The sequence below is a fragment of the Streptomyces mirabilis genome, assembly GCF_018310535.1.
In the GTDB taxonomy this organism is placed as follows: domain Bacteria; phylum Actinomycetota; class Actinomycetes; order Streptomycetales; family Streptomycetaceae; genus Streptomyces.
On the sequence record NZ_CP074102.1, the window covers coordinates 4,881,891 to 4,895,672 of the forward strand.

Consider the following 13,782-nt stretch of genomic DNA (forward strand, 5'->3'; position numbering starts at 1 on the left):
TCGCTGCACCCCCACCGACGTCAGCCACGCTATGGGGGTGTTCGTCGACCAGAGCAAGCGGCGACGGCCAGCCCGTTGCGACGGCCGGAAGCCCTCAGCTTGGGAACCTCAGGGCGTCTAGGGCTTGTTCAAGACCAGGCCTACGGAGCCTTCTTCGAGCCCGTTGTCCTCCTCCAAGTGGAGATGAGCACCGTCCGGTGTGCCGTCCTAGTCGAGCGGGAGGAGGTGGCCGACCAGGGTCTGCAACCCGGCAGCGCTTGCCGACGACAGCCGGCCACGACGGCGGGCGCGCCAACCGACCAGGCGCCTGTGTCTCGCTCTACCCCCACCGACCTTAGCCAGTCCATTTGCGGCTATCTGGCGTGCGTCACCTGTGGCGGTCCGGGCGCAGCGCGTGGCACGGACCAACTGGGTCGTCGTGCTCGACGTTGACGACCAGGGCCCCGGCGTTCTCCCCTGGATGTCCGGGGTGATCTTGTGATGCCGTAGAGGGCGAGGACTTGGTTTTGGTCGGTGTGGGCGCGTCGGGCGAAGGTGATGTTGACGTGCCCGGCCAGCTTGAGAGCACCGCGGATCAGGTCGCGGACGGTGGCCAGGACGGCGGGGGTGTTATGGGCCCTGACAACACGCGTGCCGTGGCCGCGCGTTCATGGCCCCGCCCGTGAATACCACCGCCCGACAACGGTTTCAGGTCGTGCCGGGGCCGTAAATCGGCCTGAATACCTGCGAGAATGTGACTCATGGCAAGTGGTGCTATGGGTCCGAATCGGTGTCGGGTGGAACTGGAAAGAAGTGCTACTCGAACTACATCGCGGATGTGACTCACAAGTCAACGGTCAGGGTCATCAACATCGACCATTCAAGTGGCTGGGTGGCGAAGGGGCAGACTTCCTACGCCAACCACACACAAGGTGCGGCATATACCTGCTACGCATATTACGATAATGCATAAATTTGTCCGCCGTGATGAGGGTTGATCTCCCTCGGGTGGGCCATTACTCCGGGCGCACACGCGCCCGGAGTAATGGCGCATTAGGGCCGGAAGGGGAGAGAGTGAACTTTTGGGGTGCTCGGGCCGCGTCGTTTGCGGTGCCACTCGGGCTTGGCTTGTTGCTTGGCCTGATAGGGCCTACCGCTGAGCATTGGGGCGGCAGTCCAGGTGCGGCCGTGGGCGCCGTTTTCACCGGTGGGTGGCCGTGGGCCTGTTACGCGTTTCTGGTGGGTTATTTCCGCTGGTCTAAAATCGAATCGGTTGTTCTCGCGTCTCTGGGGCTGGCTATCGGTGTCGTGACCTACTACCTGACTAAGGGAAGCCTGGCCTCCCTGGGTGGACTGGATTCCTCGGGTGCGGGGTCATCCGGAATTGCCCTCTGGGGTGTGCTGGCATTCTTCTTCGGAGCACCCCTTGGGTTCCTGGGGAACCTCGCGCAGGTGCCGGGCATCGGCGGCCTGTTCTTCCGGCTGCTTATTCCCCTGGTGGCTTTTTATGAGACTTCCATGCGTCTGGAGACGGAGTCGCGCGGGCCGAGTCAGGTTGTTCTGGGTACCTGGACCACCGTTCGGTTCACGGCTGTTGCCGTTGCGGTCGCTCTGGTGGGCCACACGGTCTGGGGTTGGTGGAGGTCTCGCCGTAATCGCTCCGCCGGGGTGGGCGTTGGCTAGCGAGGTGTTTCAGCGTGGCCACTGAAGTGTTTAGCGTGACCACTGATCGAGTGACGACGTAACCGTCCGCAACGGACAAGGCCCCCGTGCCGTTGAGGGAGGTGTTCGACGTCTCAACTCGCTGGCACGGCAGCCCTGTTGGTTTCCTGACCTGCCGCACTCGACCTGCCCCGTGCCCTGGTCGAGTGGGTCACCATGCTCATCGTCACCCGTAAGGGTGACCGCCGCTGCAAGCTCCCACCGCACCAGCGTGCTCTGGTCGGTCTGGTGCCAGGACTTCTTCGTCCCGAAGCAACTTGGGTGAGGGCGGTGCCTTGGGTCGGTGTGTCCTTCACCTGTGCTGATGGTCCGCAGACGTCCGTGGTTGTCCGCCGCTGTTGTCGCGCAGTTAGACACTCGCCCGGTGCTGTGCTCGTGCGGAGGAACCACCAGTGAGGGGCTCTGAGCGCTCTCCTGCGAGCACTTTGCCCGCGTCGTCCGGCCCGGCAAGTGCCGTAGGGCCCTAACCGCAAGGGAGGGGCTGGGCAAGCACGCTGCGGGGCAGACTACTTGGCGGCACACATAGAGGAGTCGATGGGCCAGCTCGATCGAGGGCTACCGGTCTATTTGGGGGACACGTGAGCTTGACGGTTCAACTTCCAGCCTTGATAGGCGTAGTGATCGGTGGGGTCGTCTCCTTCGCCGGCAGTGCGCTTTCTGAGCGATTCCGGTGGAAGCGGGATGTGCAACGGGAGTGGAGCCAGCGCCGATTCGAGGCCTACCGAGAGCTAATTCATGTAGCACATATTCAGGTTGGGGCTGCGCGTTCGCTTGCTACGACAAGAAATCTTCTCGAAGGTCCCCCTCCCGTTTCTGTTGAAGACGGGATGAAAGAGATCGCCGAATCCGATAGGCACCTGGCGCTCGCATACGAAACAGTACAAATGCTCGGAGATGAGCAAGTTGGTAGGGCTGCACACGCGTTTCGCTCGGCCTTGTGGCAACTGAGTGACTACGCACGCGGATTGATTGACGTGGATGCAGCGGAGTGGGAAAAGTCGTATAGGAGGTACCGAACATCGCGTGACGGATTCCATGCCGCCATTCGTCACGACCTCGGGATAGCTGGTCGAGGTTATCAACGCAATACAGTTGGTTCTTCTTCTCGTCCTCCCATCGTTGGGTCACCGTGAGACGAGCTGTCAGGAACTCAACTGCGAAACACCTCTGTTGACCGTGGCTGCCCCCTGCATCTGGCACGGCAGTGGCACGAACCTCAGCCGACGACAGTCAGCCACGACGGCGGGTGCGCCGACCGACCACGCACGCGTATGCCTCGCTGCACCCCCACTGGCCTCAGCCACGCCGTCCTGCCGTCGACCACAGCAAGTCATGCTGGCCGGGTCGCAGGGCACAGCCGAGTCCACCTCCTCAAGGCTCTCAGCTTGGGAAGCTGAGGTGGTCTAGGAGCCGTTGCTCGGCTGACCTGCGGCGGAGCCGCGACAGTGCGAGGGATGGTGCCGAAACGTTGCCTGGTGTTCCCCGTGGTTCCCCGTAGGATCTGGCACGGTTCTGGCACGACACGTAACTCTGTGGCCGCAGTGCGGCGTCCCGACCGATGATTGGGCCCATGGATGCTGTCGTTCAGCGAGTGCGCACGTCGTGGACGAAGAAGTCGCGTGGCGGTTCTGAAGCTGCTCACAGAAACGCCGCCCCGACGGCCTTCTTGCTGCCTCCGGGCTTGAGTTCTGCCCTCCACGAGGTCGCCATGCGGGAGTCCGATTCCTTTGAGCCTCGAATACAGATGCGGGATCTGTCGGCACCCGGGACGATCCTCCGCGAGGTCGATGGGCTACTGCGCGTGGATCCTCCAGAGGTGAGCATGTTTGCCATGCCACGACGCAACCGGCGCCCGCCTGCCGTTCGTCTGGCTCCCGGCCAATGGCTGCAATGGCAGATCAACTACCGGTTCGTCGGCCGTTGTGACGGGGGCTGGTCCTATCGACTGGAGACGTTCAACATCCTTTATGGCTCTGCGATGCCCGACGTGTTCCTGGGTGTGCCGGCACGCCACGTAGACGAGCGGCGGTCCCTGCGCTGAACTCTGCGGCACCACTACCGCGACGGCTCCGGAGGCCCCTTCGCTCCTCAACAAGATGGCTGGTCAGGGCTTCATGGGCGCTTGAGCGAGCGTCACCCGTCCACGGGTAGTCCACAGCGACTCAATGCGGCCTTGGTGCCTGCGACCTCGTCTGCAGGAGACGTCTCAAGAAGACCCGAGCATGATCGTGTTAGGAGCTCCCAGGGTCCGCCGCGCAGGATCGTTGCAGGCATCGGAGAGTGCGAGAGTGAGCGGTTGGCTGGCGGGCCAAGGTGTTAATTGTGCTGTCCAAATGGAGCAATACAGCAGACCGACGACTTTGATCTCGGCATAGAGTAGAAGTGTGAACGGCACGGATGAGAGGGCGACGGAGTCTCGAAGAACGCGATTCGACAGTGTGCACAAGTGGGCTGCCACACTAGCCGCTGTTGTTGCGCTTGCTTTGTCAAGCTACAACTTCGCTGAACTCCAACAGAAGCCCAGAGTCGATGCGACACTTCCTCACCTGTTGCGCGTTGGACCGGTAGGCAATGGAATCGGTTTCCAGATTCAGCCGACGGTGTCCACCAGGTTCAAGACCCAGGACGTCGAGGTGATTCGTGATGCACATCTGCAACTGACTCCCGTCGGCTCGATTTCCTCTTTGAAGAAGCCGATTTTCTACTGGCACGAAACCGGAACATACGTATACGATTTCGCTTCAGACAAGGTCAACTATCGCTGGACCAGCGACCCCGCCCCATTCATTGTCAGTCAGGACAAACCTCAGCAGCCCACGCTAAACTTCTGGGCCGATAACTGGACCTTCCAACCCGGCCAGTACGAGGGGTCGCTTCAGCTGAGCCGGTCAGAGAATCATAATCCTTTGACCAAGAAATTCTGCCTGGTTGTTTCAAAGAAAGCCGCCGATGAAAACCGCGGTGCAGAGCAACGGCAGATCTTCTTTTTCCGCGATGACCTGCCCAAGTTCCACTCCTCTAGCAAATCTCCAGACTGCTACCGGAGGGAAACGGATTAAGAGCTCTTGCCAGTCAGTAGTTCTCCGGGTCCCCTAGGGGGCGCCTGGCCTTCAGCCCCTGGATGCGAACTATGGGCGGAGCGGTCGCTGAGGTCTGCCGGGCTGGCCACTCGGCTCCTCAGGTGCGGTGAGAGTCGGCTTTGGTCGCCGTGGTTGCTGTACTTCACTGCTGTACAGCACGGCCCTGACCGCTGCCTTGTAAGCCTGGTGGTGCGGGATAGCGGAGGCAGGCAGGTCACACCACGCACCGAGGGTCCGTCGTCCAGTGGGGTATCTCGACTGCGGTGAACCATCGTTGACCGTGACTGACCGCACCATGTGGCACGGCTGTGGCACACACGACTTCGGCGGCCAGTAACTTGATCGGCATGGCCACCCAGATTGTCACCTTGGTCGGCGTCCTCATCGGCGCCCTGACGTCCTACCTAGCGACGGCGATAGCCGAGCGGGCAAAGTTCCGACGAACGATGACTACCCGTTGGGATGAGAGGAAGCTCGATACCTACATCGAGTACATCTCATGCGTCAAAGAGATCATGAGAGCCGCCAGGGAAGCTTTGCGGGCTCGTGACCGGGAGGAGGATACAACCGGTGCGCTGGCGGAGATGGAGGCGATCGAGGCCAAACGATCGATCCTTTTTGAGAGCTTCATCCTGCTGAGCGACGAAGCTGCTGCCACTGCTGCCCACGTCGTTAATCAGCGAGCCTGGGATCTACTCCGAGTGACACGCAATCCCGCCAACGGGGAGGACGCCCTCAAGGATGTCCCTCTGGTCACGGCCCTGAACGTTCTCCACGCGGCGGCGCGAGCGGATCTTGCGATAGGGCGCGGCTAGTCAGCCTGATAGACGAGGGCGTACGGCCGGATTCGCAAGGTCGGCGGAGTCTCAATGACCGAGTCAAGGTGTGCGCCGGCCGACAGCGAGGACGGCGCCCGTACGAGTCCAAGACTTTGAGGTCTGTCCTCATCCTTATCAGGTCGAATACGAGGACTTGACCGCCTTCGTCTTCTCCTGGTGGTCGCAGGATGAGCCGTCGTAAGGATCCGGCGTTGCCCGCCAACGTTCGCGCCTGTTGGTGTCAGCTCCTTGTGGCGGTCTTGACCTGCAAAGACGCTGTTGCATTCGCTTCCCTGAGGGTTAAGATCCGCTGCCGACCTGCGGGAAGTCCGAACGGGCGGTCTCCAGGAGGTGTGAAGTGTCCGGATCGATCAAGGTGCCGCGCGGGCAGGCCCGGTTCGCCTCCGGCGCCCTCGCCGCGTTCGCGCTGGTGACCCTCGCGGCCGGGCTGGCAGCGTGGCAGAAGTACCAACTGCTGGCCGGACCGATGGCGGCAGGGCCGTACGTCAACAACCCGTTGGTCGAGGTCGACACGTATTTCAGAAATCTGACGGGCTGGCGGACCGCTCTGCTCGTCATGGCCCTGCTCCAGTTCAGCCTTTGGCTCGCCAACATGCGCGACGTCGCGGACGTGCTCTGGCGCAAGGGACAGCGGCGGCGCAGGGCGTGGCTGGTCTTCGGGTGGGTGATACCGGTGGCGCAGCTCTTCGTACCCAAGATGTTCGTCAACGACCTGTGGGCTGCCAGCCGGCCGGAACCGCAGCGTCGTCGGGGACATCCCCTGCTCGCGGCATGGTGGCTGTCTGTCCTCATCGCGGCTAATGCGTACAGCGGTGCCTCCGCGGATCTGAAGAAGGCTGTCAGCGCGGCCCAGGCTCGTCATGCCCTGCGGCAGATCATGTTCAGCGACGGTCTGTACATCTGCGCCGCAGGGATGTCGATCGTCGTCGTCTGGCAGCTCATTCGCAGGCTGGAGCGGGCCGCTGCGATAGCGCCCGCTGAGGTCTGGGCGACGGGCCAAACGACATCCTGAAGGTCCCGGGGCGCAGTCCTCGCCGCCTCCCGCAAGGACCCGCTCTACGCGGCCTTCGTGCTGGCCATTGCCATGGGGCTCCGCCGGGGCGAGATCATCGGCCTCCGCTGGTCCGATCTCGACCTCGACAATCGTGTCCTGTACGTCCGTCAGCAGACGCAGCGCCGCCGTGGCGTCCTGTACGACGACGATCCGAAGAGCCGCCGCCGTCGCGCCGTACCGCTGCCCGCGCTCTGCATCGCCCCGCTGCGCTGGCACCGGATGCGGCAGTCCGCGGCACGCGCCAAGGCGGGGGAGAAGTGGCAGGCATCCGGCTACGTCTTCACCACCCGCACCGGCCGCCAGGTCGAGCCGCGGAACGTCTACCGCTCCTTCACCCGCATCGCCGACTCCGCCGGCATCCGCGTCGTCCGGCTGCACGACGCCCGGCACGGCACCGCCACTCTCCTCACGGCGGCCGGAGTCGCGCCCCGCGTCGTGATGGAGATCCTCGGGCACAGCCAGATCAGCATCACCATGGACGTCTACACGCACGTCGTGCAGGACACGCAGCGCGAGGCCATGAGTCACATGGATCGGCTGCTCAGGAGGCGTCCCGGTCGTCAGTGACCGTGCTCGTTGATGTCAGCTGTGGATGTCAAAGGCCCCGGACCATGATCGGTCCGGGGCCTTTGCCCTTGTGCCCCCGGCAGGATTCGAACCTGCGACACCCGCTTTAGGAGAGCGGTGCTCTATCCCCTGAGCTACGAAGGCGGGGGGATCTCGGTGAGACCCGGCGACTAGCGTAGCGGATTCGGTGGGGTGGGGGTTCTGGCGTTCGGTCAGCGGGTGATTCGGGTTTCCAGGCCGTCCAGGACGCGGTCGAGGCCGTACCGGAAATTCTCGTCGCGGGTGGTGCGGGGGTCCTTGCCGCGTTGTTCGGCGTAGCCCTCGCGGAGGTGGGGGTAGGACTCGGCGGCCTGTTCGGCGGTGGGCCAGAGGCTCTCCACGTACTGCTGTTCGGTGTGGCCGCTGCGGGCGAGGACGTTGAGGTAGGCGGCCTCGCTGGTGGCCATGCCGGTGACGTAGGCGACGAGGGTCGAGGCGGCCTGGTCGGCCTCGGTCGTGGGCAGGCCCGCGCGGGTGAAGAGGGCGAGCAGGAACTCGGCCAGGCGCATCGCGTTCGGGCCGAGGTACGACATGCCCATCTCGCCGAGCACCGAGGCGATCCACGGGTGGCGCAGCATCGTCGCGCGCAGGCTCTGGGCGCAAAGGGTCGCGTCCGTGCGCCAGGTCGCGGGGTCGGCGGACCGGGGGATTTCGATTTCGCCGTAGATCTCGTCGATGGCCAGCTCGATGAGCTCGTCCTTGTTGGCCACGTGCCGGTAGAGCGAGGTGGCTCCGGCGCCGAGGCGGGTGCCGAGCTTGCGCATGCTCAGGGCGTCGATGCCGTCGGAGTCGAGCAGGCGTAGCGCCTCGGCGACGATCTGGTCCCGGCTCAGCGCCGGCTGTTCGCGGCCGGCCCGGGGGCGGGTCCACACCGACTGGACGGGCGGCGGCGGCTCCGCTTCGGCCTGCTTCTGGGGGGGCATTCGGCTTCCTCTCTCCCGGTCCGGCCACCGTAGCGCACAGCATGCGCAGGGTGCGTACAGGCGGCGATGTTTTCGTACGTCGTTCTCTCTTGCATACAGTGTGCGCATCGCCGTACGGTGTTCCGCGGAGCGCACGGTGTGTGCGACTCGGCCCGCCGTTCGAGAGGTAGTGAGATGGACCGTCATCCGCGCCGCTGGCTCATCCTGATCGTGTTGTGCCTCAGCACCCTGGTGCTGGTCGTCGACAACATGGTTCTCACCGTGGCGATCCCGACGATCGCCGAGGACCTCAAGGCCAGTGCCCAGGACCTTCAGTGGATCCTCGACTCGTACATGCTGGTCTTCGCCGGGCTGCTGCTGACCGCGGGCAGCCTCTCCGACAAGTTCGGGCGGCGGAAGGTGATGGTCATCGGGCTCGCGCTCTTCGGGGCGGCCTCGGTGGTGGCCATGGAGGCCGCCACGCCCGGGGCGCTGATCCTGGGGCGGGTGCTGATGGGCGTCGGGGGCGCACTGATCATGCCCAGCACGCTGTCGATCCTGATCACCGTCTTCGACGACGCCGAGCGGCCCAAGGCCATCGCCGCCTGGAGCGCCGTCGCCATGGTCGGGCTCGTCGGTGGTCCGGTCGTCGGGGGCGCGCTGCTGGCCCACTTCTGGTGGGGGGTCGTCTTCCTCCTCAACATTCCCATCGCCGGTCTCGCGATCATCGCCGCGCTGGTCCTCATGCCCGAGTCCAAGGGGCCCTGGCGCAAGGCCGACCCGATCGGCATGGTGCTGTCGATGGTCGGCATGACCGCGCTCATCTGGACGATCATCGAGTTTCCCAAGGGCGGGCTGGGTCAGCAGGGCACGCAGTTCTCGCTCGGCGTCGCGGTGCTCGGGCTGGTCGGGTTCGGGGTGTGGGAGAGCCGCTGCTCCTCGCCGATGATCCCGGTCTCGCTCTACCGCAACCGTGTCTTCACCGGCGCCAGCTTCTCCCTCGTACTGCTGACCCTGGCCCAGGGCGGCCTGATGCTGGTGCTGACCCAGTACCTGCAGTTCGTCCTCGGCTACTCCGCCACCCAGACCGGTCTCGCCTTCACCCCGCTGGCCCTCGCGACCCTCGCCTTCAACAGCGTCGGCGCCGCCCTGCTGCCGAAGACCGGCAACCGCGCCATGGCGGTCTTCGGACTTCTCGTCATCGCCTCCGGGTTCGGGCTGCTGTCCACGCTGAACCCGGAGAGTGGGTGGGGAGTGCTCGCCGGTGCCATGTGCCTCATGGGCGCCGGTGGCGGGCTGACGATGCCCGCGGCGATGGCGGCCATGATGGGCGCGATCCCGGACGAGCACGCCGGTGTGGGCTCCGCGCTCAACGACACCGTCCAGCAGGCCGGCGCCGCGCTCGGTGTCGCCGTCCTCGGCGCGGTCCTCTCCAGCACCTTCACCGGCCACATGCCCGCCGCAGCCCCGGCCGCCGCCCGCCACTCGATCGGCGACGCCCTCGCCGTCGTCGCCCGCACCGGCGACAAGCCCCTCCTCGCCTCCGCCCACGACGCCTTCACCAGCGCGATGTCGGCGAGCTTCCTGGCGGGCGGGGCGGGAGTCCTGGTCGCGGCCGTTCTCGCCGTCTTCCTGATGCGGGACGGCAGGCCCGCCGGAGCCCCGGACGAGGGTGCGTGCGAGGCCGCGTCGGACGAGGGTGGGTCTGAGGCCGCGTCGGACGAGGGTGGGTCCGAGGCCGCGGAGGCCGGGCTCGCGGGGGTCACCCACTGACGCCCGGGGTCACTCCCCCTGCACATGCTCCCGCCCGTGTCCGGACCACCTGCCCGTGGCCCGGACACGGGCGTTCACGTGCTCAAACGGTCTTCAGAAGGGGTACGCGCCCATGCGTCACGTCCGCGGTACCCGCCGAAACCGTCCCGCCACCCACAGGTCCTCCTCGATCCGCCCCACCGTGGCCCGCAACTCCGGCAGCACCTCGGCGACGCACTCCTCGGGCGTACGGCGGCTGCTGTGCATCGCGACATTGACGGCGGCCACGACCCGCCCACCGCGCTCGCGCACCGGCACCGCGACCGAGCGCAGCCCCACCTCCAACTCCTCGTCGACCAGGGCGTATCCCTCTTCTCGTACGCGGTCCAGGACGGCCTTCAGCCGAGCGGGGTCCGTGATCGTGCGGGGGGTCAACGGGAGCAGTTCGGTGAGCGGCGGCTCGGGCAGGTCCGCCAGCATCACCCGGCCCAGCGCGGTGGGGTACGCGGGCAGGCGGGTGCCGATGGTGATGTGGACGCTCATGACGCGGCTGGTGGAGACGCGGCCCGTGTACTGGATCTCGTCGCCGGTCAGGATCGCCAGCGACACCGAGTCGTGCAGCCGCTGCGAGAGTTCGGTGAGGTGCGGGGCGGCGATCTCGGCGAGCGAGGTCCGCGACAGGGGAGGGAAGCCGAGGCCCAGCACGCGGGGGGTGAGGCGGAAGACGCGGTCGTGCGCGGTGACGTATCCGAGGTGTTCCAGGGTGATCAGGGCGCGGCGGGCGGTCGCTCGGGCGAGCCCGGTGGCCTGGGCGACCTCGGTGAGGTTCAGTTCGGCGCGGCCCTCGCCGAAGGCGGTGATGACGGTGAGGCCCCGGGCCAGCGACTCGATGAACTCCCGGCCCAGTTCCTGCTTGGAGGCGCCGGTCCAGACGGCGAGGCCGGAGGGGGCGGCGGTGGGGCGGGGTACGTCGGGTTCGGCGTGCTGTGCCTCGCGCAGTTCCCGTTCCATCGCGGCGACGGCCTCCCGCAGCCGGGGCAGCACGGTGTCGCGCAGATCGGCCGCGGTGTGCCGGCTGGTGTGGCTGACCACGCTCACCACACAGGCGATGCGGCCCGCCTCCCGTACGGGCAGGGAGAGGGCGACCAGGCCCGGTTCGATCAACTGGTCGTCCAGCGCCCAGCCGGCCTCCCGCGCCTCGGCCGTACGCTCCTCGAAGTCGTCGCCGAGGGCGGGGAGTCGACGTGCGTATCGGCCGGCGTCCGGCTCCTCCGGTCTGCCCGCCGTGCGGCCCTTGCCGACTGTGAGGTCCTTGCCGACCCTGAGTTCCTTCCCGCCCGCGAGGTCCTTCCCGTCCACAAGGGCTCTGCCGTTTTTGCCGTTCGTGCGGTTCGCGCCGCTCCTGTCCTTCTCGTCGTTCCGGTCGTCCTCGCCGTACTCGATCGGCCGGCTTCGTGCCGGGACTGCCGGAAACCCCCGGTCCTCCGGGTCGGCCGCGCGCCGCTCGTGCCACCGCGCCCACTCCCGTTCGCCCCACTCGGTGGCGAACAGCGGGCCGGGGGCGGTGCGTTCGGCGGGCAGCAGGTCGCCGATGCGGAAGCTCAGCGACATGGCGCGGCGCCGGGTCGCCTGGTGGATGAAGCGGATGCCGTCCTGGTCGCCGACCGCGAGCGAGACGGACTCGTCGAGCTCGTCGGCGAGGGCGTCGGCGTGCGCGTCGAGGAGGCGGGGCAGTCGCAGGGCGGCCAGGTAGGCGTTGCCGAGTTCCATCAGACGGGGGGCCAGGACGGCGTCGCGGCCGTCCAGGCGTACGTACCCCCGGCGCGCCAGGGTCGCGGTGATCCGGTCGACGGTGGAGCGCGCGAGTCCGGTGGACCGCTCCAGACCGCTGAGGCTGGACACCCCGCCGGCGTCGGTCAGCCGCCGCAGTACGGCGATACCGCGGATGAGGGGGGTGACGGCCTCGGCGGGCACCACGGCGTCGGCGCCCGCGGCGCTGCTGGTGCCGGTCCCGGGGGCCGGTGCGACGTTCGATGGCATGGGCTCTCCGTTGTGGATCTCTGAAGAGACGCAGTCGCGGATCTCCGAAGAGACTCAGAACAGACACCGTAGTCCTTGCACGGCCAGGTCAGCAGGTCGGAGGCCGGGAGCGGCGGGGGAGAGACCGGTCAGTGGCGTGTGACGGACACCCGGTAGTCACCGTTCGGATCCGTCGCCGTGACCGAGATCGTGATGCCGGTCTTGGGGTCCTTGAAGGACTCGCCGGGGGTGAAGGGGGCGTCGGAGAGCTCCGCGTGGACGTTGGGGCTGCGGGTGCAGCCGCCGCTGTGGCGCTTGGAGTCGTACACGGTGATGGGGCCGTTTCCGGTGTCCACGCCCGCGTCGACCTTGTAGATGAGAATGCCGGGGCGGCAGACGGCGGCGTCGTTGCCGTCGTGGGTGCGCAGTTCGAAGGCGTACCCGGTCTTGGTACTGGTGGGTACGAAGACCAGCTTCTCGCCGCCGGGCCGGGACAGCGGGGTCAGGGTGTACTCCGTCGTCCCGGGCGACGCGGCGCATCTGACCTGCGACTCGTCGAGCCAGCCCAGCTTCCACTTGTGCCAGCCGAGGAGGTCGTTGTCGGCTCCCCAGTCCTCGCTCATGATGTCCCAGTGGCCGACCGCGCCTCCGCCCTCCGGGGTGTAGAGGTCGGGCAGGCCGAAGGTGTGGCCGTTCTCGTGGGGGAGTACCCGGTAGCCGGTCTCGGCGTAGGAGCCGGAGCCGTCGTCCTGGCGGCTGTAGACGAAGGACGCGTTGGAGACGGGGACGCCGTCGGCGATGGGTGCCTCGGTGTTGCCGGCGAAGGTGACGGACAGGACGGTGTCCAGGGCGGAGGGCCCGGCGTTCGGCGTCACCAGCACGTTCAGGAGGTCGTACGAGCGGAAGTCCACCTCGGGGTCGGCCGTGGCCACTATGTCCTGGACCAGATCACGGTAGCCGGGGTCGAAGGGGGCGCCGCGTTCTATGCCGTACGCCTTGAAGGGCTTGGGCATGCGCAGCCAGTGGTGGATGGGGGTCTCGGGGCGGTAGTCGAGGCGGCCGTAGGAACTGGTGCGAAACCAGTTCTGGGTCTGCGGGAAGAACTCGGCGAGCCGGTCGAGTGCGCTACCCGGGCCGGGCGCGTCGGAGAAGTCGACCATCAGGGTGAGGGCTCGGACGGTGCCGGTGGAGCGGGCGTACCCGGGTTGGGTCGGTATGCCCTCTCCCATCTGTACGCCCATCGCGCCGCTGATCATGCAGGGACCGAGCGCCGTGGAGCGGGCCAGCGCGATGGAGCCCGCCGTCGTGGAGCCCGCCGGGAGGTGACCGGTGCCGGCGGAGGTGCTGACCGTCAGCGTCAGAAGGGTCACTGTGGCGAGGGCGGCCACGCGGCGCGAGCGTATCCGGCGGCTGGTGGGCTGCATCGGCTGCATGCATGGGCCCTTCGCTCACGGCAGCCGCCTGGTCACCGGCTGCACCCTGTGCGATCACCCTGTGACGGGGGACGCGGGGCCGCGCGTTGGAAGCGCCCGAACGTGGGTTTCTTGCCGGGGTAGGGGTGACGGGAGCCGCGTCAGAGGTTTGACCAGGGGCCGAGGCGGACGCTCAGGCGCGGATGCCGAGCCGCGGGCCGCCGCGGATGTTCGGCCCCGCCACGCCGCGCCGGATGCTCCGCTGGAAGTCGCCAGATGCTCTGCCGGGAGCCGCGCCGTATGCTCCGCCGGTACTCACGGCGGATACTTGGCCGCGCGCCGGACGCCGCGCGCCGGACGCCGCGCGCCGGACGCCGCGCGCCGGACGCCAGACGCGCGCCGCGCCGGACGCCGGAC

At 66.9% G+C, this 13,782-nt stretch carries 10 protein-coding genes, 1 tRNA gene and 3 pseudogenes; 8 read left to right on the top strand and 6 right to left on the bottom strand.

Annotation, left to right across the window (positions count from 1 at the left end):
* Positions 1-117 precede the first annotated feature (117 nt).
* Positions 118-195 (bottom strand): annotated as a pseudogene (locus SMIR_RS44955) (Imm32 family immunity protein); the annotation flags it as partial.
* 281 nt (positions 196-476) lie between these two features.
* Positions 477-623: pseudogene (locus SMIR_RS21690) on the bottom strand (ISAs1 family transposase); the annotation flags it as partial.
* Between the two features lie 110 nt (positions 624-733).
* Here SMIR_RS21690 and SMIR_RS44960 point away from each other — a divergent pair.
* The 7 genes and pseudogenes from SMIR_RS44960 to SMIR_RS21730 all read left to right on the top strand — a co-directional run.
* The gene (locus SMIR_RS44960; protein ID WP_168492618.1) at positions 734-952 is read left to right on the top strand and encodes a lactococcin 972 family bacteriocin; all 219 of its coding nucleotides are present in this window, start codon (positions 734-736) and stop codon (positions 950-952) included.
* 215 nt (positions 953-1,167) lie between these two features.
* On the top strand, positions 1,168-1,662 hold the full coding sequence (locus SMIR_RS21700; protein WP_248002958.1) for a hypothetical protein: 495 nt from the start codon (positions 1,168-1,170) through the stop codon (positions 1,660-1,662).
* A gap of 1,609 nt (positions 1,663-3,271) precedes the next feature.
* Positions 3,272-3,742, top strand: coding sequence for a hypothetical protein (locus SMIR_RS21710; RefSeq protein ID WP_168492616.1), 471 nt, complete (start codon positions 3,272-3,274; stop codon positions 3,740-3,742).
* Between the two features lie 343 nt (positions 3,743-4,085).
* Entirely contained in the window at positions 4,086-4,760 is a 675-nt protein-coding gene (locus tag SMIR_RS21715; protein ID WP_168492615.1) for a hypothetical protein, read from the top strand.
* Between the two features lie 368 nt (positions 4,761-5,128).
* Entirely contained in the window at positions 5,129-5,596 is a 468-nt protein-coding gene (locus SMIR_RS21720; RefSeq protein WP_168492614.1) for a hypothetical protein, read from the top strand.
* Between the two features lie 361 nt (positions 5,597-5,957).
* On the top strand, positions 5,958-6,632 hold the full coding sequence (locus SMIR_RS21725; RefSeq protein ID WP_168492613.1) for a DUF4328 domain-containing protein: 675 nt from the start codon (positions 5,958-5,960) through the stop codon (positions 6,630-6,632).
* An 18-nt stretch (positions 6,633-6,650) separates the two neighbouring features.
* Positions 6,651-7,241, top strand: a pseudogene (locus tag SMIR_RS21730) (site-specific integrase); the annotation flags it as partial.
* A 71-nt stretch (positions 7,242-7,312) separates the two neighbouring features.
* Here the strand turns inward: SMIR_RS21730 and SMIR_RS21735 are convergent.
* Together SMIR_RS21735 and SMIR_RS21740 are read right to left on the bottom strand one after the other, a co-directional pair.
* Positions 7,313-7,385: transfer RNA gene (locus SMIR_RS21735), tRNA-Arg, on the bottom strand.
* 68 nt (positions 7,386-7,453) lie between these two features.
* The gene (locus SMIR_RS21740; RefSeq protein WP_168492612.1) at positions 7,454-8,203 is read right to left on the bottom strand and encodes a TetR/AcrR family transcriptional regulator; all 750 of its coding nucleotides are present in this window, start codon (positions 8,201-8,203) and stop codon (positions 7,454-7,456) included.
* A 174-nt stretch (positions 8,204-8,377) separates the two neighbouring features.
* Here SMIR_RS21740 and SMIR_RS21745 point away from each other — a divergent pair, with 174 nt between their 5' ends.
* Entirely contained in the window at positions 8,378-9,955 is a 1,578-nt protein-coding gene (locus SMIR_RS21745) for an MFS transporter (protein WP_212727263.1), read from the top strand.
* Positions 9,956-10,072: 117 nt separating this feature from the next.
* Here SMIR_RS21745 and SMIR_RS21750 read toward each other — a convergent pair whose 3' ends face one another.
* Complete coding sequence (locus SMIR_RS21750) at positions 10,073-11,974, bottom strand: IclR family transcriptional regulator domain-containing protein (RefSeq protein ID WP_168492609.1); 1,902 nt, start codon at positions 11,972-11,974, stop codon at positions 10,073-10,075.
* Between the two features lie 128 nt (positions 11,975-12,102).
* A complete protein-coding gene (locus tag SMIR_RS21755; RefSeq protein WP_168492607.1) occupies positions 12,103-13,386 on the bottom strand; it encodes a M6 family metalloprotease domain-containing protein in 1,284 nt (427 codons plus the stop codon).
* Positions 13,387-13,782 lie beyond the last annotated feature (396 nt).

Excerpts from the sequence above, each read along its gene's own strand:
- SMIR_RS21710 (WP_168492616.1), top strand. The coding sequence starts at position 3,272 with ATGGATGCTGTCGTTCAGCGAGTGCGCACGTCGTGGACGAAGAAGTCG.
- SMIR_RS21720 (WP_168492614.1), top strand. The coding sequence starts at position 5,129 with ATGGCCACCCAGATTGTCACCTTGGTCGGCGTCCTCATCGGCGCCCTG.
- SMIR_RS21740 (WP_168492612.1), bottom strand. The coding sequence starts at position 8,203 with ATGCCCCCCCAGAAGCAGGCCGAAGCGGAGCCGCCGCCGCCCGTCCAG.
- SMIR_RS21745 (WP_212727263.1), top strand. The coding sequence starts at position 8,378 with ATGGACCGTCATCCGCGCCGCTGGCTCATCCTGATCGTGTTGTGCCTC.
- SMIR_RS21750 (WP_168492609.1), bottom strand. The coding sequence starts at position 11,974 with ATGCCATCGAACGTCGCACCGGCCCCCGGGACCGGCACCAGCAGCGCC.
- SMIR_RS21755 (WP_168492607.1), bottom strand. The coding sequence starts at position 13,386 with ATGCAGCCGATGCAGCCCACCAGCCGCCGGATACGCTCGCGCCGCGTG.